The organism is Streptomyces sp. NPDC032822, assembly GCF_055578825.1.
The window spans coordinates 99,957-119,737 of record NZ_JBVIOL010000008.1 but is presented as its reverse complement, the minus strand read 5'-3'; the positions used below and the strand labels follow the sequence as shown (position 1 = coordinate 119,737).

The window sequence follows — 19,781 nt, the reverse complement described above, 5'->3', positions numbered from 1 at the left end:
CATCCGTATGCCTGTTGGGAGCCGCAATGACGCACTTCCCTAGCAAGCGCTTGCCGAGACCGGGGGTCGTCCTGGCCGCGGTGGCCGGCCTGCTCGCTGCCCTGGGGCTCGGCGCGGCCGGCGAGGCGAAGGCCGCCGTTCCGGGTCCGACGGCGGTGTCCTCCGCTCCGGCGGCCGACCGCTGGTCCGACCGGGCGCACGGATTCGCCTCCCTCGCCGGGGGCACCACCGGCGGCGCGGGCGGCAGGGTCGTGACCGTCACCGACCAGGCCTCGCTGGTCCGGTACGCGGCGGCCGAGGAGCCGTACGTCATCCGGGTCTCGGGTGCGATAGCCGTCGCCCCGTTCGGCTCCGACATCGTCGTGACCTCGAACAAGACGATCATCGGCGTCGGTGACACCGGGGAGATCGTCCACGGGGAACTCCATCTGAACCCCGGCACGAGCAACGTCGTCATCCGCAACCTGACGATCCGCGACTCCTACGTCGAGGGCGACTGGGACGGCAAGACCACCGACTTCGACGCGATCCAGATGGACACCGTCGACCATGTGTGGATCGACCACAACCGGTTCACGCACATGGGCGACGGACTGCTCGACATCCGCAAGGACAGCCAGTACATCACCGTCTCCTACAACCGGTTCGACCACCACAACAAGGCGTTGGGGATCGGCTGGACCAGCAACGTCCACACGCAGATCACCATCGACCACAACTGGTTCACCGGCACCAAGCAGCGCAATCCCTCCGCGGACAACTGCGCCTACGCCCACCTGTACAACAACTACCTGTCGGCGCAGGTGGCCGACGGCGACCCGGTGTGGACGTACGGGAACTGGGCGCGCGGCGGGACGAGGATGGTCCTGGAGAACAGCTACTTCGACGGCGTCCAGCACCCCTACCAGGCGGATGCCACCGCCGAGTTGGTGGAACGCGGCTCGATTCTGCGGAACACCACCGGACGGACCGACGAGTGGGGTGCCGCCTTCGATCCGCGGGAGTTCTACAGCTACCGCCTCGACCCGGCGGCGGCCGTTCCCGCGCTGGTCGAGCGCTACTCCGGACCGCAGCGGCGGATCGGCGTCACGCTCCAGGTACCGGCCGCCTACCCGACCGTGCAGGCCGCGGTGGACGCCGTGCCCGACGGCAACACCGTGCCGGTGACCATCGCCGTCGCGCCGGGAACATACCGCGCGAAGGTCTTCGTCCCGGCGGGCAAGGCGAACCTCGTGCTCCAGGGGACCGGACGCGACCGCTCCGACACCGTCATCGTCCACGACACCCCGGCCGCGTACGGCGGCTCCACCGGGAGCACCACCGTGCGGATCGCCGCGAACGACGTCACGGCCCGCAACCTCACCTTCAGCAACGACTTCGACGAGGCCGCGGTCGAGCTGAACGGCGAGCAGGCGCTCGCCATGAAGACGACCGGCGACCGGATCGTCTTCGAGGACACCGCCTTCCTCGGCAACCAGGACACGCTGATGACCGACAGCCCCAAGCTGGACGTGATCAGCCGGGTCTACGTCCGCGACTCGTACATCGAGGGCGATGTCGACTTCGTCTACGGGCGCGCGACGACCGTCATCGAGCGGTCCGTCATCAAGGCGCTCAGCCGCGGCTCGACCACCAACAACGGCTACATCACGGCGGCTTCGACCTGGACGGGCAACCCGTACGGCTTCCTGATCACGAAGTCGAGGGTCGTGAGCGACGCGCCCGCCGGCAGCTTTCATCTCGGCCGGCCGTGGCATCCGGGCGGGGAGCCGAACGCCGTCGCCCAAGTGCTGTTCCGCGACACCGAGTTGCCCGCCGCGGTGAAGTCCTCCCCGTGGACCGACATGAGCGGCTTCTCGTGGAAGGACGCACGGTTCGCCGAGTACCGGACCCATGGGCCGGGAGCCGCCGTCACCGCGGACCGGCCGCAGCTGAGCGACGCCGACGCGAAGGCGCACACCGTCGCGAACTACCTGCGGGGCACGGACGACTGGGCCCCGCACACCCGCCACTGACCTCGTGGCGACCACAGACCCCCACAACTTCACAGCTCCGCTGGATCCAGAGACACCAGAAGAAGAAGAGAGCCGACCAATGAAGATCAGCATCCGTAGAAGCAGGCGTGCCGCCATGGCCGTCGCCCTGGGCTCCGTGCTCGCGCTGACCGCCACCGCCTGCGGTGACGACGGCAGCGGCTCCGGCGGTGACAAGGGCGCCGAGGGCAGCGGCAAGGGCAAGATCGTCTTCTGGGACAACAACGGCGGTGTCCGCACCGACATCTGGAAGGAGATCATCGCCTCCTTCGAGAAGGCCAACCCGGGCATCGAGGTCGAGTACGTCGGGATCGCCTCCACCGAGTACCAGTCCAAGGTCGACACCGCCATCCAGGGCGGCGGCCTGCCGGACGTCGGCGGTGTCGGCGCGGCGATGCTCGCTGGCTTCGCCGCCCAGAAATCGCTCGACCCGCTGGACGACCGGCTGTCCAAGTCCTCCCTGAACGGCAAGCTCAACAAGGACATGGTCGAGTCGCTGAAGGCCGCCGGTGGCGGTGACGGCGCCCTGTACTCGATACCGACCTCCGCCAACAACGGTGTCCTCTACTACCGCACCGACCTGTTCGAGCAGGCGGGCCTGGACGCGCCGACCACGTGGGACACGTTCTACGAGGCCGCGGACAAGCTCACCGACAGCGGCAAGAACGAGTTCGGCTACACCATCCGCGGTGGCGCCGGCTCCATCGCCCAGGCGCTGGACGCGATGTACGGGCAGTCCGGCATCACGTCCTTCTGGGACACGAGCGGTGCGAAGACCACGGTCAACGACCCGAAGAACGTGGCCGCCCTGGAGAAGTACTCGGCGCTCTACAAGAAGGACACCCCCGCCGCCGACCTCAACAACGACTTCACCAAGATGGTCGCCCAGTGGGACTCCGGCACCATCGGCATGCTGAACCACAACCTGGGCTCCTACCAGGACCACGTGAAGGCCTTCGGCGCGGACAAGTTCCGGGGCATTCCCCAGCCGACCGGCGCCGACGGCAAGCGGGTCCAGGTGTCCAACCCCGTCGACGGGCTGGGCGTGTTCAAGAGTTCCAAGAACAAGGACGCGGCCTGGAAGTTCATCGAGTTCGCCACCTCGCAGGCGGAGAACTCGAAGTTCAACGAGTCCGCGGGCCAGGTGCCGTCGAACAACGACGCGGCGAAGGACGCGTGGATCTCGAAGGCCGAGCCGACGAAGCTGGCGGCCCAGGCGTTGACCGACGGGTCCACGACCATCGTGCAGCTGCCGTACTACCTGCCGGACTGGAACACCATCTCGAAGTCGGACAACGAGCCGAACTTCCAGAAGGTGCTGCTCGGGAAGATGAGCGAGAAGGACTTCCTGGACACGCTCGCCGAGCAGCTGAACACGGCCCAGGCGGAGTGGAAGGAACAGAACGGCTGACAGCCCGGACGGCTCGGCCGCGCGCCGGCCGCGGGTTCGTCGCGGCTGGTCGCACCACGTGACCGCGGCCGCATATCGCGTACAACCCCGCGCCCCCCATGGGGGGCGCGGGGTAGCCCCCCACCTTTGAAAGGCACCGCCATTCCGTAAGACCGTCAAGACCGTCGAGAAAGGCACATCGTCGTGTCGCTCACCCGCAGACAGGTCACCACCGCGGCGCTCGCCGTCGCTCCGCTCGCCTTCGCGGCGGCTCCGGCAGAGGCCTCCTCGCACCGGAGATCCCGCACCCTCTACATCGCCGGTGACTCCACCGCCGCCCAGAAGTACGCCGACGCCGCCCCCGAGACCGGGTGGGGCATGGCGCTTCCGTTCTTTCTGCACAAGGATCTTCCCGTCTCCAACCATGCGGTGAACGGGCGCAGTTCGAAGAGTTTCGTCGACGAGGGACGGCTCGACGTCATCCTCTCCGCGCTCCGGCCGGGGGATCTGCTCCTCGTCCAGTTCGCGCACAACGACGAGAAGGCCGAGGACCCCACCCGGTACACCGAGCCCTGGACGACGTACCAGGACCATCTGCGTCTCTACATCGAGGGGGCCCGGGCCCGCGGTGCCCGGCCCGTGCTCGCGACGCCCGTCGAGCGGCGGAGGTTCGACGCCGCCGGCACCTCGCTGCCGAGCCACGGCGACTACCCGGCGGCGATGCGCGCGCTCGCCGAGGAGGAGCGGGTGGCGCTCCTCGACATCCAGGCCCTGTCGCTGGCGCTGTGGCAGCGGCTCGGGGTCGAGGAGACGAAGAAGTACTTCAACTGGACCGCGACCGAGCAGGACAACACGCACTTCAATCCGCCGGGTGCGATCGCGGTGGCCCGGCTGGTCGCCGCCGAGCTGCTGCGCCGCCGGGTGCTGGCGCCGCGGGACGTGCGCCGGCTCGACGCGGTGGTCCCGGAGTCCTGGATCACCTGGCCGGCGGCCGCGGCGTAGGACCGCGTAAGACGCGTAGGACCCCTCAGGACCGCACGAGCAAGCTCCTTCGACCTCGCCGAAAAGAGAGCCGCAGAATGAACACCAATGCATGGCATGGGCATGTCACCAGCGTGGCCGTGGTCGGCTGCGCCGCGCTCGCGCTGACGGTCACCGGCACCACCGCACAGGCCCACACCCCTCAGTCGCACACCTCGCCGTCCCCCACCTCCCGGGACGTGGCCCGCCAGACCCTCGCCCCGAACGACGGCTGGGCGTCCTACGGGACCGGGACGACCGGCGGGGCCGCCGCCGATGCCGGGCACGTCTACACCGTCACCACCTGGGCGCAGTTCAAGGCCGCCCTGGCCGCCGGCGGCAGCGCGCCGAAGATCATCAAGGTGAAGGGGACGATCGACGCCGTCTCCGAGGGCTGCGAGGCCTTCGCCGCGCCCGGCTACGACTTCGACGCCTACCTCGCCAAGTACGCGCCGGAGGCCTGGGGGCTCGACACCGACCTGAGCGCCGAGCCCGCCGACAGCCCCGAGGGCCTGCGCAGAACCTCCGCCGCGAACCAGGACAAGGCCATCAAGGCGAACATCCCGGCCAACACCACGATCATCGGTGTCGGCAAGAACGCCGGTATCAAGGGCGCCAGCCTCCAGATCAAGGCCGTGGACAACGTCATCGTCCGCAACCTCGCCTTCGAGAGTCCCGTCGACTGCTTCCCGCAGTGGGACCCCACCGACGGCACCACGGGCAACTGGAACTCCGAGTACGACACCGCCGTCGTCTACGGCTCCACCCATGTGTGGCTGGACCACAACACGTTCACCGACGGCGAGCACCCCGACAGCGCGGCGCCCACCTACTTCGGCATGCTCTACCAGCAGCACGACGGCGAACTCGACATCGTCCGCGGCGCCGACTACGTCACCGCCTCCTGGAACGTCTTCACCGAGCACGACAAGACGATCCTGGTCGGCAACAGCGACAGCGAGTCCACGGCGGTCGGCGACCGGGGACACCTGAAGGTCACCTTCCACCACAACCTGTTCTCGAAGCTCGTCGAGCGCGCACCCCGGGTCCGCTTCGGACAGGTCGACTCGTACAACAACCACTTCGTGGCCGACGACTCCTACGCCTACAGCTACGGCATCGGCAAGGAGTCCCAACTCGTCGCCGAACACAACGCGTTCACGCTGCCGGCCGGGGTCAGCGCGGCGAAGGTCCTCAAGCGGTGGAACGAGTCGCCGGTCACCGTCGCGGGCAACCACGTCAACGGCAAGGCCGTCGACCTGCTCGCCGTGCACAACGCGGAACTCCCCGCCGAGACCCTCCCGTCGGGCGCGGGCTGGACGCCGACCCTGCGCACCAAGGTCGACCGGGCGAAGTCCGTCCCGGCGATCGTCGACCACGGGGCGGGCGCCGGACGTCTGTGCTGACACCCGTCGAACAGGCCGGGGCGGGACCCAGGGATGCGCCCGCCCCGGCCACACCCCGCACGCGAGGAAGCACCGCACCGCTCTCCCGAGCCGCACATCCAAGGAGTTCCCGCATGCCCTCGCCCCACTTCCCACTCCTCCTGTCCAGGCCCCTGTCCAGAAGGAGATTCCTGATGGCGAGCGCCGGAGCGGGCGCCGCGCTCGGGGCGGCCGGCAGCCGTCCTGCCGAGGCCGCCGCCCGGCCCCGCCCCTTCGGCCGGTTCGGATCACCGGCCGCCCGGCTCACCCCGAAGACGCTCTACGTCGACCAGCGGGGCCGCGGCGACTTCACCACCGTCCAGGCCGCCGTGTCCGCCGCCACCACCTCCGGACACACCCTGGTCATCGCGCCCGGCGAGTACCGCGAGACGGTGTCCGCCGGAGTCGTCGACCCCGCCACCGGGCAGCGCACCGAGGCCGCCGCCGAGATGACCTGGATCGGCGCGAGCGAGAACCCGCGTGACGTCGTCATCGTCTACGACAACGCGGCCGGCACCCCGAAGCCGGACGGCTCCGGCACCTACGGCACCACCGGCTCCGCCACCACCCTGATCCGCACCGACGGCTTCACCGCCCGCTGGGTCACCTTCGCCAACGACTGGCTGCGCGCCGACCACCCGGGAATCTCCGGCACCCAGGCCGTCGCCGTCAAGGTCCTCGGCGACCGCTCGGCCTTCCACCACTGCCGTTTCCTCGGCCACCAGGACACCCTCTACGCCGACTCCTTCGCGCTCTCCGTCGTCGCCCGGCAGTACTTCTCCCACTGCTACGCGGAGGGTGACGTCGACTTCGTCTTCGGCCGGGGCACCGCGGTGTTCGAGGACTGCCACTTCCGCACCCTGAACCGCGCCGACCTGACGACCGCCCCGTACGGCTTCGTCTTCGCGCCCTCCACGGCGGGCGCCAACCCGCTCGGTTACCTGGTACTGCGCGGCCGGATCAGCAGCGAGGCCCCGGACGCCTTCTACAAGCTGGCCCGCCCCTGGGTGCCCAGTTCCGACACCACCGCCCGCCCGATGCTCACCGTGCGGAACACCTGGCTCGGCCCCGGCATCGACGCGGTCGCCCCCTACGCCAGCATGTCGGACTCCTTCCCGTGGCAGCGCCAGCGGTTCGCCGAGTACCGGAACACCGGCCCCGGCGCCGAGATCACCGTCCCCGAGAACCGCCCCCAACTCACCCCGGAACAGGCCCGGTCGGCGACCCGCGCGGCCTACCTCGGTGACTGGCGGCCGTGGAAGCAGGGGTGCTGACATGCGCAGACGTACCCTCCTGACGGGACTCGCCGGAGGCCTGGCCGCCGCCGCTCCCGCCGTCACCGCTGGTTCCGCTGCCGCTTCCGCCGGCACCGGCGGCCACCGGGTCCTGCACGTCCGCCCCGGCGACTCCGTGCAGGCGGCCGTCGACGCGGTGACCGGGCCCGGCCGGACGATCGTCGTGCACCCGGGGACGTATCGCGAAGTCGTCGACATCCCCGCGGACAAGGCGGAGTTGACCCTGCGCGGCGCCACCCGCGACCCGCGGGACGTCGTCATCGTCTTCGACCACGCGAACGGCACCCAGAAGCCCGACGGTTCGGGAACGTACGGCACCGCGGGCTCCGCCACCTTCACCTCGGCGGCCCCCGGGCTGACCGTCCGCGATCTCACCCTGGCCAACGACTGGCTGCGCGCCGACCATCCCGAGATCACCGGCACCCAGGCGGTGGCGGCGTACACGTACGGCGACCGCACACATTTCGAGAACGTGCGGCTGCTGGCCCACCAGGACACCCTGTTCGTCGAGACGACCGCCCTGGACGCCTTCGACCGGCAGTACTTCCACCGCTGCTACATCGAGGGTGACGTCGACTTCGTCTTCGGCCGGGCGACGGCCGTCTTCGAGGAGTGCCACTTCCGCACCCTGCGCCGGGACGTCACCTTCACCCCCAAGGGCATGGTCTTCGCCCCGTCCACCGCCCGTGCCAACCCGCACGGCATCCTCGCCCTCCGCTCCCTCATCACCTCCGGCGCCGAGGACGGGGCGTACCGGCTGGCGCGGCCGTGGGTGCCGACGTACGAGACGACCGCCTGGCCGTCCCTCGTCGTCCGGGACAGCCGGATCGGTGCGGGGATCGACGTGGTGGCGCCGTACACCAACATGCGGGAGACGTACCCCTGGCAGACCATGCGGTTCAGGGAGTACCGCAACACCGGCCCGGGCGCCGCGATCACGGTGCCGGAGAACCGGCCCCAACTCACGGCGGCACAGGCCGCGTCACACACCAGGTCGGCCTATCTCGGCGACTGGCGACCCCGTGCGTAGGGCTGCCGCCGTCCTGCTCGCGCTCGCCTGCGTGTGCCCGGCCTGGGCGCCCGAGGCCTCCGCCACCGGGCGCGGCCCCCTCGGCTGGGGCTCCGGTACCACCGGCGGCGCGGGCGGCACCACCCGGACGGTGCACACCCGCGCCGAACTGAAGGAGGCCCTGGCGAACGACGGCGACCCCATCGCGCCGAAGGTGATCCGGGTCGTCGGTGCCGTGAGCGGCCATGAGGCGGACGACGGTTCGCTGCTCGGAGAGCAGGACTACGCGCCCGGATACGACCTCGCCCGCTACCGGTCCTGCTTCGGCGAGGACGGCACCACCTGGTCCGACACCCGCCACGACTACTGCGGACCGCAGCGCCGACTCCGGCAGACGGGCTCCACGAAGGAGAAGCTGCAGATCCAGCTGACCGTGCCGAGCAACACCACCCTGGTGGGCGTGGGCGCCGACGCACGGCTCCTCGGAGTCTTCCTGACCGTCAACACGGGCACGAACATCATCGTCCGGAACCTCCGACTGGAGGCACCGGTCGACCACTTCACCGCCTGGTCACCGGACGACGGCACACAGGGCAGCTGGAACGCCCGCTTCGACGCGATGACCGTGATCACCGGCAAGAACATCTGGGTCGACCACTGCACCTTCACCGACGGCCGTTTTCCGGACCGCGAGGCCCCTGTCGGCTTCCACGGCGAGCACGTCCAACGGCACGACGGGCTCCTCGACATCGAGGACGGCTCCGACTTCGTCACGGTCTCCGACAGCCGGTTCACCGACCACGACAAGGCGATCCTCATCGGCTCGGGCGACGGACGCGGCGACCGGGACCGCGGCCACCTCAAGGTCACCTTCGCCCGGAACCTCTTCACCGACATCGTGCAGCGCGGCCCCCGCGTCCGCTTCGGCCAGGTGCACGTCGTCAACAACGTCTACCGGGGCCGGGCCGCCGACACCCTGTACGCGCTCGGCGCGGGACTGGAGTCCGCGGTCTTCTCCGAGCGCAACGTCTTCGTGTACCCGCGCGGCAACCCGGCGCTGGCCGTCGCGGACTACGGCGGCGAGCACTTCCGGGACACCGGCTCCTGGTTCAACGGCCGGCCCGCCCGCCTGGACGCCGTCGCGACCGGCCTCGGTCTCACCGACGAGGTCGGCTGGGACCCCGCCGACGTCTACGCCTACCGGCCGCTCACCTCCCGGTCGGCCGTCGAGCACCACGTCCTGCGGCACGCCGGCGCCGGGAGGCACCATGAGTGAGCCGTTCGGCCGCCGTAGCTTCGTGGCGGGAGCCACGGCGGCGGCGTTCCTCGGAGGAGCCACCGGCCCGGCGCACGCCACCGACCCGGCGCAGGCACCCGGACTCGTCGGCGGCAACCTCCCCGACTTCCACCCCGCACTCAAGGACGAGTTGCGCTTCCCGCTCGCCTACGGCACCTCCCCGATCCGTGACTTCGGGTCCTGGCGTCGCGCCGCCCGTGCCACGGTCGAGGAGCACCTCCTCGTGGACCGGCAGCACGGGACGCCGTACGCGCCGGAGTTCACCACCGGCCCTCAAGGCGACGGCTACACAAGGGAGTCGGTCACCCTCTCCCTCACCCGCTACGAACGGGTCCGCGGCGCCCTGCTCACCCCGCACGGCCCCGGCCCCTTCCCCGCCGTGCTCCTCCTCCACGACCACGGAGCGAAGTTCGACATCGGGAAGGAGAAGCTCGTCCGGCCCTGGTACGACGACACCCGCCTCGCCTCCGCGCAGGCCTGGGCGGACAGGTACTTCAGCGGACGCTTCGTCGGCGACGAACTCGCCCGGCGCGGCCATGTCGTCCTCTGCCTGGACGCCCTCGGCTGGGGCGACCGCGGCCCGCTCGTCTACGACCAACAGCAGGCCCTCGCCTCCAACCTCTCCCACCTCGGCTCCTCGCTCGCCGGACTCATGGCCCGCGAGGACGCCCGAGCCGCCGGGTTCCTGGCCGGTCTCGACCGCGTGGACGGACGCCGGGTCGCGGCCCTCGGGTTCTCCATGGGCGCCTACCGGGCCTGGCAGACGGCCGCGCTCAGCGACGACATCGCCGCCGCGGCGAGCGTGTGCTGGATGACGGGCCTGAAGGAAATGATGGTGCCCGGCAACAACACGCTGCGCGGGCAGTCGTCGTACTACATGCTCCACCCGGGGCTTCCCCGGTTCCTCGACTTCCCCGACGTGGCGGGCATCGCCGCACCCAGGCCGATGCTCTTCTTCGGCGGCGCGCTGGACACCCTCTTCCCCGCCGACGGCGTACGGGTGGCCCACGACAAGCTCCGTGCCGTCTGGCGTGCGCGCCACGCCGAGGAGCGGTTGCGCCTGAAGACCTGGCCCGACCTCGGCCATGTCTTCGTCGACCGCATGCAGGACGAGGTCTTCGCATGGCTCGACTCCGTCCTGTGAACCACCCCGCTCAACTCCCCACCATCGCTCCGTCCCCGCATCCCCGTCCCCGCATCCCCATCTCCCCACCGGCTGAACGACGAAAGGACCCGCACCCATGTCTCGTCGTACCGCTCTCACCACCGCGGCGGCCCTCGCGCTCGGTACCTGCCTCGCCGTCCTCCCCACCCAGGCCCAGGCCGCGACCGTGGTCGTCGACACCTCGGCCGAGCTGAGCAGCGCCCTGTCCGGCGCGACGGCCGGCACCGTCATCCAGGTCCGCGGCGGCACCTACTACCCGACGGCCACCCTCCAGTCCACGGTCAACGGCACCTCCTCGGCGCCGGTCACGCTCACCGCGTACGGCTCGGAGACCGTGAAGATCGACGGGTCGTCGCTGCCCGACGGCGACTGGATCCTCAAGCTCACCGCGGACTACTGGAACGTCTCGAACATCACCTTCCAGAACTCGCCGGACAGCGCGGTCGTCTGCCAGTCCTGCACCGGGACGGTGTGGAACAACATCAAGACCGTCAACGGCGGCGACTCCGGCTTCACACTCACCGGCGACGGCACGGTCAACAACACCGTGAAGAACATCGACAGCTACGGCAACTACGACGCCGCCACCCACGGCGAGAACGCCGACGGCATCGCCGTGAAGTTCGGCTCCGGCTCCGGCAACCTGATCACCGGGGCCCGCCTGTACAACAACTCCGACGACGGCCTGGACTTCTGGTCGTTCTCCTCGCCGGTCACCGTCGAGCACACCTGGGCCATGGGCAACGGCAGGAACCGCTGGTCCGACTCGGCGTTCGCGGGCGACGGCAACGGCTACAAGCTGGGCGGCGACGGCGAGGTCGTCGCGCACGTCATCAACAACTCCGCGGCCTGGGACAACGCCGGCAACGGCTTCACCGAGAACTCCAACAAGGGCGCGATCGTCCTCAACCGCACCACCGCCTACGCCAACGCCAAGTGGGGCTACTACTTCGCCACCGGCGCCGCCCGCCTCGGCAAGAACCTCGCCGTCGGCAACGGCGGCGGCTCGGTCAACAAGGGCTCCTCGGTCGTCTCCGCCGGCAACAACTGGGACTCCGGGATCGCCACCCCGGCCTTCCGGTCCACGAACGCGAGCAGCACGTACAACGCCCGCGGCACGAGCGGCACCCTGCCGACGACGACGTTCCTGACGACCGGCTCGACCACCATCGGGGCGACCATGAACTGACGGCAGCTCGTCGTCGGACCGTGGTCGGAACGACGACCGACCGACCCGGCCGGGGTGCTTGACCCGTTTTTTGCCCGGCGGGTCTCGCGCCGGAGGGGGTGACGCGCGTAGAAACCTGTGTCATGCATAAGTCACTGCAACGCAAGCCCCTGCGCATCGCGGCCGTCACCGCCGCCTGTGCCGTCACCGGTGCCGTCCTGTACGGCGCCGGTGCGGCCACCGCCGGCCAGTCCACGGCCAACTCCACGCACGAGCCCTACAACATCGGGCTGCTGGTGAAGGACATCGACAGCTACTACGGCACCGCAGCCGACGCGAACGGCGTCTACCAGGCGTCCGCGGACAGCCCCTACGCCAAGGACCTCGCGCGGATCGACTCGGCCGCCAGGAAGTACATCGACCAGGCGGCCCGCAAGGCGCTGCACAAGGGGGAGAAGCCCGCCGTCGTCTTCGACATCGACGACACCCTGCTGCTCAGCCTCGATTACGAGAAGCGCTACAACTACACCTACAACTCGGCGAGTTGGGCGGCCTACGTCAACAAGGCCGACCGCCCGGCCGTGTTCGGCAGCCCCGAACTCGTGCGGTACGCCGAGAAGAAGGGCGTCGAGGTCTTCTACAACTCGGGCCTGAGCGAGGCCCAGCGCTCGGCGGCCGTCGAGAACCTGAAGAAGGTCGGCGCCGACGTCAACCTCGACGCCGGCCACATGTTCCTCAAGGACGCCGCCAACCCGCCGTCCTACCTCGGCGGTTGTGCCACGCCGGGTGCCTGGACCTGCACCACCGTGCAGTACAAGTCCGGCACCCGGAAGCACATCGAGAAGGACCTCGGGTACGAGATCGTCGCCAACTTCGGCGACCAGTACTCGGACCTGGACGGCGGCTACGCCGACCGCACGTACAAGCTGCCGAACCCGACGTACTTCGTCGGCTAGGCGCTCCGCCGCCCGTCAGGGGCGCTGTCGAACCGGCCTGACGCCCTCCAGGGTCGGCACCACCGGCTCGATCGTGCCGTCCGCCGCGAACTCCATCCGGTCGACGGCCGTCTCGCGGTGCATGCCGTCGCCGCCCGGCCGTCCGGGGCCGTTGAGGGCGAACCGGTGGTAGACGACGTACCAGTCGTCGGTGCCGGGCACGTTCACCACGGAGTGGTGGCCGGTGCCGAGGATGCCGTACTCGGCCCGCTTGGACAGGATCGTCCCCCGCTCGGTCCACGGGCCGAGCGGGGACGGTCCGGTCGCGTAGGCGACGTGGTAGTTCTCGCTGCGGGTGTCGTCCTCGGACCACATGAAGTAGTACGTGCCGTTCCGCTTGATCACGAACGAGCCCTCGCGGAAGTCGCCCGGGGTGATGTCCCGCACCTTCGAGGCGTCGTACGACGTCATGTCGTCGTTCAGCGGCACCACGTAGCCGTGCCCGTTGCCCCAGTAGAGGTACGACGTCCCGTCGTCGTCCGTGAAGACCGCCGGGTCGATCATCTGGCCGGGGAGGGAACCGCCCTTGGCGACCAGCGGCTTGCCCAGCGCGTCCTCGAAGGGGCCGGCGGGGGAGTCGGCCACCGCCACGCCGATCTGCTGCTCGGCGCAGAAGTAGAAGTAGTACCTGCCGTCCCGCTCGGCGATGGCCGGAGCCCACGCGTACTTGTCCGCCCAGGCCACGTCGGGCCCGAGGTCCAGGATGACGCCGTGGTCCTTCCAGTGGACCAGGTCCTTCGACGAGTACGCCTTGAACCTGGTCCCGCCCCAGCCCTGGAAGCCGTCCGTCGTCGGGTAGATCCAGTACTCGCCGTTCAGATAGTGCACGTCGGGGTCGGCGTTGAGGCCGGGCAGGGCCGGGCTGCCGGTGCGGACCGCCTCGACCGTCCAGGCGCGTTTCGTGCCGTCGGCGGCCGTCACGGTGTACGTCTGCGGCTTGCGGAAGTCCCGGCGGGTGCCCGACCTCGGGCTCAGCGTCGCGCCCTCGCCCACCCAGAGCCTCGGCGCGAGTCCGCGCAGATCTGTCTCCTTGAGGCCCGGCCGCATCGGCAGCACCACCTTGGACGCGGCCTCGGTGACCACCGCGTACCCCTTCTGCCCGGTCGCCGTCGCGTCCACGACCGAGGCCGGGGTGGAGGGGTAGGCGGCCAGCAGCCGGTCGTACTCCTTCTGTGTCACCGGCAGCACCGTGCCGTGCCGCGGGCTCGCGGGGAGCTGGTAGTCGGCGGACATGGTCCAGCGGCCCGAGTCGAGGTCGGTGGTCTCGAAGGGGACGTACCCGCGACCGCCGTACTCGTCGATGAACAGGTACCACTTCTTCTCGGTGTTCGACTTGAAGACCGTCGGCCCCTCGCCGCGGTCGATCGAGCCGCTCCCGATGCAGTCGGAGACGAAGTCGTACGAGGTGTCGGTCAGCGAGGTCGACTTCTCGCCGGTGATGAACTTCGAGCAGGGCGAGCTGGAGGACGGGTCGCGCTCGTCCTTGGTGTAGCGGTAGTAGGTGTCCTCGTGCTTCACGACCGTCGAGTCGATGACCGAGTAGCCGGGGTCGTCCCAGACCTTCGGCTCGCTGAAGCCGCGGAAGTCCTTCGTGGTCGCGTAGAGCATCTTGTTGTACGTCGATCCCGTGTGGTCGGGATCGTCGTCGGCGTACAGCTTCGACGCCCAGAAGACGACGAACTCGCCCAGGGAGTCGTCCCAGTAGGCCTCCGGCGCCCAGGTGTTGCCCGCGCTGTCCGGGGAGACCTTCACCAGGCGCTGGTCGGTCCAGTGGATCAGGTCGGTGGACTCCCACACCATGATCGACTTGCTGCCGTGCCGCTGGACCTGGTCCCAACTGCCGCTGCTGTTGCGGTACATCCTGAGGTCGGTGGCGATCATGTAGAACTTGTCGCCCTCGGGGGCGCGGATCACGAACGGGTCCCGCAGCCCCTTCTCGCCGATCGTGGAGGTGAGGACCGGCTTGCCCGCGTTCAGCTCCCTCCAGTGCAGCGCGTCGTTGCCGCGGCTGAGGGCGTAGCGGATCTGTTCACCGTCGGCGGTGCCCTCGCCGGTGAAGTAGGCGAAGAGGTAGCCGGCGTACTGGGGCTTCTTCACGGGTGGTGCTCCTGAGTGCGCGGTGCTCGGTGGACTGGCGAGGAGGGAGAGGAAGGAGAGGGCAAGAGCGAGGAGGGGGACCAGGAAGGGAGTCAGGAACGTGCGGGCGGTGCGGCGTCCGGGAGGTCGCATGACACATCCTGTGTGACTGTGGGGGTTTCTGTGGGGTCTGTTGTTCTCGGAGTGTCATCGGAGGCGATCAAGGCGTCAATCGGTGCGGGTGGGGCCGGCGGGAGCGAAAGTTTCGATCGTTTTCGCGGGGCGGCGGCAACCTTTCGGGTCGGGGCGGCGACCGGATGGCAGCAGCGGGCCGAGGCGGCCCCTCCGACCCGCTGTCGTCCCCGACCTCCGAGGAAAGGACCATCCGTGCGCCCAAGTTCCGGACGCCACCGCAGAACGCGGACTCTCTCGATCGCCGCGGCGGTGGCCGTCGCCGCGGGGGCGGGCGGCGTCCACCTCGGGCTGTCGGGAGGCGGTGCCCAGGCCGCCACGACGACGGTCACCGTCTCCACCACGGCCCAGCTGGAGTCGGCCGTCAGGAACGCGTCCGCCGGCACCGTCATCCAGGTCCGGGCCGGCACCTACACCCCGGCGGCGACCCTCAAGTCCACCGCGAGCGGCACGAGTTCGGCACGGATCACGCTGCGGGCGTACGGCGGCGAGAAGGTACGGATCGACGGCTCCCAGCTGCCCGACGGCTCCTGGCTCGCCGGTGTCTACGGCGACTACTGGACCGTCCAGGACCTCACCTTCCAGAACTCCCCGGCCCAGGGCTTCGTCGCCACCTCCTCGGCCGGCGGTGTCTTCAAGAACCTCGTCACCGCGGACAACGGCGACTCCGGCTTCACCCTGCGGGGCGACGGCACCACCGACAACCTCGTGCAGAACCTGGACAGCCACGGCAACTACGACGCCGCCGGGCACGGCGAGAACGCCGACGGGATCGCCGTGAAGTTCGGCTCCGGGACGGGCAACAGGATCACGGGCGCCCGGCTGTACGACAACTCCGACGACGGCCTCGACCTCTGGCAGTTCTCCTCGCCGGTCACCGTCGAGCACAGCTGGGCCTTCGGCAACGGCAGGAACCGCTGGTCCGACCCGGCCTTCGAGGGCGACGGCAACGGGTTCGAGCTGGGCGGCGGGGGAGTCACCGTCGGGCATGTGGTGAACCACAACGCGGCGTGGGGCAACACGTTGAACGGGTTCACCGAGAACTCCAACCCGGGGGCGATCGTGCTCAACCGCAACACCGCCTACGCGAACACCGAGGACGGTTTCCACTTCGCCACCGGCAAGGCCCGGCTGGCCCGCAATCTCGCGGTCGGCAACAAGGGCGGACTCGCGAAGCCGGGTTCCTCGACGGTGTCCGCGGCCAACAACTGGGACAGCGGGGTGTCGACGCCCGCCTTCAGGTCGACGGACGCGACCACGGCGTACGGTGCGCGGCGGCCGGACGGGTCCCTGCCGGCCACCACGTTCCTGACCACTGGATCGACGGCCGTCGGAGCCACCATGAACTGAACGCGTGAACCGAGTGGGTGAAATGAGTGCGTGACATGAGTACGGGACGCGGGAGGCCCCCGCCGGTCGTCACCGGCGGGGGCCTCCCTCTCACCGGCCGAGGGGGGCTCGACCAGCAGGGGATCGGTCCGGCCCAAGGGGGGCTTGGCCGGACTGTCCTCCTGCCGGTCGCCACCGCGGGGCAAAAGGTTGCCGCCGTTTCGGAAACTTTCTACGAGTCGCCCTCGTCGTCCGCCTGGGCGGCGAAGTCGCCGGACACGGAACGCTGTTGGCCCCCCACGGTGGCGGTGATCTCGTAGGCGTCGTCTTTCGCGTCCCGGCCGCCGCGGTCGTGGTCGTACTGGCCCGCGAACACCCAGTCGCCCGGCCACACCGTGCGGTCCGGCTTGAGCACCCAGGTGTAGACGAGGAAGCCGTTCTCCTCGGCGACCGTCAGGGTGAAGTCGTCCTCCGGAGCGGACCGCCAGGCACCGGCCGAGGTGACCCCGCCGGTCTGCCTGACCTTCAACCGGACGGTGAGCGCGGTGAGTTTCCCGCTCGTCCTCACCGTCACGTTGCTCTGCGCCCAGAACTCGTTGCTGTGCGGGTCCACCGAACCGTCCGACCACAGCGGGCCGTCCTTGTCCGCGGAACCGCCGGAGGTGGCGGGCGCCTCGGTGGTGGCCTTCGCACTCGGCGTCCCCGACGGCGAACCACTGGGCTCGCGGGAGGTCTCGGGGGCGCTCGGCGTCGGATCCGGCGGCGGGGCGGGCGCACGGCTGGTGGCGTCCGGGGACGGTGTCACCGTCGCCACGACCGACTTCTGCGGGGGCGTGTCCTCCTTGACCGCGGACGCCACCGCGTAACCGCCGACACCGAGTACACCCGCGACCGCGGCGGTGGCGGCGACCACCCGCACCCAGCCGAACACCGGCGGACGCGCCGGCTCGTGGTCGAGGCGGCCGGTGCGGGTCTGCTCGCTCATGCCGCGCTCGACGCGGGCCAGGATGCGCGCGCGGTCGGGTTCGTGCGTCCCGGCCGCCTCGTGCAGCCGGGCGCGCAGCTTCTCGTGCACGTCCCGCTGCGTCGTCATCGGTCCCCTCCCGCAGCGTCACTGGTGCGCGCCATCGCCGCATGCACTCTAAGCGGTGGGGCCTGCGGGCCGAGCAGCCGCTGCAACTCCGCCATGCCCTTGGAGGTCTGGCTCTTCACCGTACCGACGGAGATCCCGAGGGCGAGCGCGGTGTCCTTCTCGGAGAGGTCGAACGCGTGCCGCAGCACCACACACGCCCGTTTGCGGAACGGCAGTCCGCGCAACGCCCCCTGGACGTCCACCACGCCGGCCACGTCCGGGTTCTCGGTTTTCTCCTCGCGTTGCGACCAGAACAGCGCGACGCGCCGCCGCTCGCGGACCGCGCTGCGGATCCGGGTGCGGGCCAGGTTGGCGACGACGCCCCGGGCGTACGCCACCGGATGGTCGGCCGCGCGGACCCGGTCCCAGCGGTGCCACAGTGCCAGCAGCGCGTCCGCCGCCAGGTCGTCGGCGGCATCGGCCTCGCCTGTCAACAGATGGGCGAGGCGGGACAGTTCGGCGTAGTGACGTTCGAAGAAGGCGTGGAACTCCACGGAGGCGGCGTCGTCGACGACTGTGCCCACGGGGCCTCTCCTCACGGCGGCGGAAGCGTCCTCGGACGCCGGTGTGCGTCATGTGGATGACACGTGATCATCCGGCGGGTCTCCGGACGAGATCCGGAAGCGTAGCAGTGACCGATCACTGGGTTCGTACGGGCCTTCGAACGCTGTATGGTCCCCCGACCCTGATTCCGTAACACGGGGAAAACCTGCAACGGGTTCATCGAGGGAACAATCCAGCCAGCACCCGCGCACCGATCATTCAGGCAACAAGGAGCAGCAACCATGTCCGAACCGCAGAAGGTGGCCGACCGGCCGAGCGGCCCGCCACCCGCGACGAACAGCGTCGACCGGTTCTTCAAGATCTCCGAGCGGGGATCCACCTTCGCCCGTGAGATACGCGGCGGCTTCGCCACGTTCTTCACCATGGCCTACATCCTTGTCCTGAATCCCCTCATCCTCGGCAGCGCCAAGGACAAGTTCGGCCACCAGCTGGACGCGGTCCAACTGACCACCGCCACCGCCCTGGTGGCCGCCGTCATGACGATCATCATGGGCGTCGGCGGCAACCTGCCCCTCGCCCTCGCCGCCGGTCTCGGCCTGAACGCGGTCGTCGCCTTCCAGATCGCCCCGCTGATGAGCTGGGACGACGCGATGGGCCTGGTCGTCCTCGAAGGCCTGCTGATCTGCGTGCTGGTGCTGACCGGGCTGCGCGAGGCGGTCATGCACGCCATCCCGCAACCCCTCAAGCAGGCCATCAGCGTCGGCATCGGCCTGTTCATCGCCTTCATCGGCTTCGTCGACGCCGGCTTCGTCAGCCGGATCCCCGACATCGCGGGCACCACGGTCCCGGTCCAGCTCGGCGCCACCGGCACCCTCACCGGCTGGCCGATCCTCGTCTTCTGCCTCGGCGTGCTGCTGACGATCGGCCTGCTCGCCCGCAAGGTCAAGGGCGCCATCCTGATCAGCATCGTCACCATGACGATCGTCGCGATGATCATCAACGCCGTCGCCGACATCAAGGCCTGGGGCCTGACCACACCCGCCTGGCCCGACAAGGTGGTCGACACCCCCGACTTCGGGCTCCTCGGTCACTTCAGCCTGTTCGGGGCCTTCGACGCGGCCGGTGTCGGCGTCGTCACCGTCGTCCTGCTGATCTTCACGCTGATCCTGTCCGACTTCTTCGACACCATGGGCACCGTCGTCGGCATCAGCGCCGAGGCCGGACTGCTCGACGACGAGGGCAAGGTGCCCGGCCTCAGCCGGGTCCTGCTCATCGACGGTGTCGCGGCGGTCGCGGGCGGCGCGGCCTCGTCCTCTTCGGCCACCTCCTACATCGAGTCGGCGGCCGGCGTCGGCGAGGGCTCGCGCACCGGCTTCTCCAACCTGGTCACCGGCTCCATGTTCGGCCTCGCGCTGTTCCTGACCCCGCTGCTCACCATCGTGCCGCTCCAGGCGGCCGCCCCGGCCCTGGTCGCCGTCGGCTTCCTGATGATGACCCAGGTCAAGAACATCGACTGGGACCGGTACGAGATCGCCATCCCGGCGTTCCTGACCATCGCCGTGATGCCCTTCACGTACTCCATCACCAACGGCATCGGCGCGGGCTTCCTCGCCTACGTGGTGATCAAGACGGTCCTCGGCAGGGCCAGGGAGATCCACTGGCTGCTGTGGGCGACCTCGGCGCTGTTCCTGGTGTACTTCGCGATCAACCCGATCGAGCAGATCCTCGGCGCGAGGTAGCGGGCCCGGGGGA

The 19,781-nt window shown here is 69.8% G+C and carries 15 protein-coding genes; 12 read left to right on the top strand and 3 right to left on the bottom strand.

The genetic code is table 11. From position 1 onward, the window contains the following. Positions 1–26: 26 nt before the first annotated feature. The 10 genes from ACZ5VD_RS23410 (at position 27) to ACZ5VD_RS23365 (ending at position 12,757) form a co-directional block, all read left to right on the top strand. On the top strand, positions 27–2,015 hold the full coding sequence (locus ACZ5VD_RS23410) for a pectinesterase family protein (protein ID WP_468683161.1): 1,989 nt from the start codon (positions 27–29) through the stop codon (positions 2,013–2,015). A 79-nt stretch (positions 2,016–2,094) separates the two neighbouring features. Then, positions 2,095–3,444 carry an ABC transporter substrate-binding protein gene (locus ACZ5VD_RS23405; RefSeq protein ID WP_468554440.1) on the top strand — a complete coding sequence of 450 codons (1,350 nt, stop codon included), beginning with the start codon at positions 2,095–2,097 and terminating at the stop codon, positions 3,442–3,444. 183 nt (positions 3,445–3,627) lie between these two features. Continuing rightward, positions 3,628–4,425 (top strand): rhamnogalacturonan acetylesterase, encoded by a 798-nt coding sequence (locus ACZ5VD_RS23400; protein ID WP_468554439.1) that lies wholly within the window; start codon positions 3,628–3,630, stop codon positions 4,423–4,425. Positions 4,426–4,502: 77 nt separating this feature from the next. Then, complete coding sequence (locus ACZ5VD_RS23395; protein ID WP_468683160.1) at positions 4,503–5,849, top strand: pectate lyase family protein; 1,347 nt, start codon at positions 4,503–4,505, stop codon at positions 5,847–5,849. 113 nt (positions 5,850–5,962) lie between these two features. Continuing rightward, entirely contained in the window at positions 5,963–7,141 is a 1,179-nt protein-coding gene (locus tag ACZ5VD_RS23390) for a pectinesterase family protein (protein WP_468683158.1), read from the top strand. 1 nt (position 7,142) lies between these two features. Then, positions 7,143–8,192 (top strand): pectinesterase family protein, encoded by a 1,050-nt coding sequence (locus ACZ5VD_RS23385; protein WP_468683157.1) that lies wholly within the window; start codon positions 7,143–7,145, stop codon positions 8,190–8,192. Then, a complete protein-coding gene (locus ACZ5VD_RS23380) occupies positions 8,185–9,447 on the top strand; it encodes a pectate lyase family protein (protein ID WP_468683156.1) in 1,263 nt (420 codons plus the stop codon). Before ACZ5VD_RS23385 ends, ACZ5VD_RS23380 begins: the two co-directional genes overlap by 8 nt. Next, positions 9,440–10,612 carry a dienelactone hydrolase family protein gene (locus ACZ5VD_RS23375; protein WP_468683154.1) on the top strand — a complete coding sequence of 391 codons (1,173 nt, stop codon included), beginning with the start codon at positions 9,440–9,442 and terminating at the stop codon, positions 10,610–10,612. Before ACZ5VD_RS23380 ends, ACZ5VD_RS23375 begins: the two co-directional genes overlap by 8 nt. A 97-nt stretch (positions 10,613–10,709) precedes the next feature. Further along, a complete protein-coding gene (locus ACZ5VD_RS23370; protein ID WP_468683153.1) occupies positions 10,710–11,822 on the top strand; it encodes a right-handed parallel beta-helix repeat-containing protein in 1,113 nt (370 codons plus the stop codon). A gap of 122 nt (positions 11,823–11,944) precedes the next feature. After that, positions 11,945–12,757, top strand: a complete 813-nt coding sequence (locus ACZ5VD_RS23365) for an HAD family acid phosphatase (RefSeq protein WP_468554432.1) — start codon at positions 11,945–11,947, stop codon at positions 12,755–12,757. 15 nt (positions 12,758–12,772) lie between these two features. On the opposite strand, the gene ACZ5VD_RS23360 is transcribed toward ACZ5VD_RS23365, so the two are convergent. Beyond that, on the bottom strand, positions 12,773–15,025 hold the full coding sequence (locus ACZ5VD_RS23360; protein WP_468683151.1) for a glycoside hydrolase family 43 protein: 2,253 nt from the start codon (positions 15,023–15,025) through the stop codon (positions 12,773–12,775). Positions 15,026–15,259: 234 nt separating this feature from the next. Here ACZ5VD_RS23360 and ACZ5VD_RS23355 point away from each other — a divergent pair, with 234 nt between their 5' ends. Then, positions 15,260–16,414 carry a right-handed parallel beta-helix repeat-containing protein gene (locus tag ACZ5VD_RS23355; RefSeq protein WP_468683148.1) on the top strand — a complete coding sequence of 385 codons (1,155 nt, stop codon included), beginning with the start codon at positions 15,260–15,262 and terminating at the stop codon, positions 16,412–16,414. Between the two features lie 211 nt (positions 16,415–16,625). Here the strand turns inward: ACZ5VD_RS23355 and ACZ5VD_RS23350 are convergent, their stop codons facing one another. Both ACZ5VD_RS23350 and ACZ5VD_RS23345 read right to left on the bottom strand, forming a co-directional pair. Then, positions 16,626–17,486, bottom strand: coding sequence for a hypothetical protein (locus ACZ5VD_RS23350; RefSeq protein WP_468683147.1), 861 nt, complete (start codon positions 17,484–17,486; stop codon positions 16,626–16,628). Beyond that, a complete protein-coding gene (locus ACZ5VD_RS23345; RefSeq protein ID WP_468683145.1) occupies positions 17,483–18,049 on the bottom strand; it encodes a SigE family RNA polymerase sigma factor in 567 nt (188 codons plus the stop codon). The genes ACZ5VD_RS23350 and ACZ5VD_RS23345 overlap by 4 nt, the downstream gene beginning before the upstream one ends. Before the next feature lie 261 nt (positions 18,050–18,310). Here ACZ5VD_RS23345 and ACZ5VD_RS23340 point away from each other — a divergent pair, with 261 nt between their 5' ends. Then, positions 18,311–19,768, top strand: a complete 1,458-nt coding sequence (locus ACZ5VD_RS23340; RefSeq protein ID WP_468683143.1) for an NCS2 family permease — start codon at positions 18,311–18,313, stop codon at positions 19,766–19,768. Positions 19,769–19,781 lie beyond the last annotated feature (13 nt).

Excerpts from the sequence above, each read along its gene's own strand:
- ACZ5VD_RS23410 (WP_468683161.1), top strand. The coding sequence starts at position 27 with ATGACGCACTTCCCTAGCAAGCGCTTGCCGAGACCGGGGGTCGTCCTG.
- ACZ5VD_RS23405 (WP_468554440.1), top strand. The coding sequence starts at position 2,095 with ATGAAGATCAGCATCCGTAGAAGCAGGCGTGCCGCCATGGCCGTCGCC.
- ACZ5VD_RS23395 (WP_468683160.1), top strand. The coding sequence starts at position 4,503 with ATGAACACCAATGCATGGCATGGGCATGTCACCAGCGTGGCCGTGGTC.
- ACZ5VD_RS23390 (WP_468683158.1), top strand. The coding sequence starts at position 5,963 with ATGCCCTCGCCCCACTTCCCACTCCTCCTGTCCAGGCCCCTGTCCAGA.
- ACZ5VD_RS23385 (WP_468683157.1), top strand. The coding sequence starts at position 7,143 with ATGCGCAGACGTACCCTCCTGACGGGACTCGCCGGAGGCCTGGCCGCC.
- ACZ5VD_RS23375 (WP_468683154.1), top strand. The coding sequence starts at position 9,440 with ATGAGTGAGCCGTTCGGCCGCCGTAGCTTCGTGGCGGGAGCCACGGCG.
- ACZ5VD_RS23370 (WP_468683153.1), top strand. The coding sequence starts at position 10,710 with ATGTCTCGTCGTACCGCTCTCACCACCGCGGCGGCCCTCGCGCTCGGT.
- ACZ5VD_RS23365 (WP_468554432.1), top strand. The coding sequence starts at position 11,945 with ATGCATAAGTCACTGCAACGCAAGCCCCTGCGCATCGCGGCCGTCACC.
- ACZ5VD_RS23360 (WP_468683151.1), bottom strand. The coding sequence starts at position 15,025 with ATGCGACCTCCCGGACGCCGCACCGCCCGCACGTTCCTGACTCCCTTC.
- ACZ5VD_RS23350 (WP_468683147.1), bottom strand. The coding sequence starts at position 17,486 with ATGACGACGCAGCGGGACGTGCACGAGAAGCTGCGCGCCCGGCTGCAC.
- ACZ5VD_RS23340 (WP_468683143.1), top strand. The coding sequence starts at position 18,311 with ATGTCCGAACCGCAGAAGGTGGCCGACCGGCCGAGCGGCCCGCCACCC.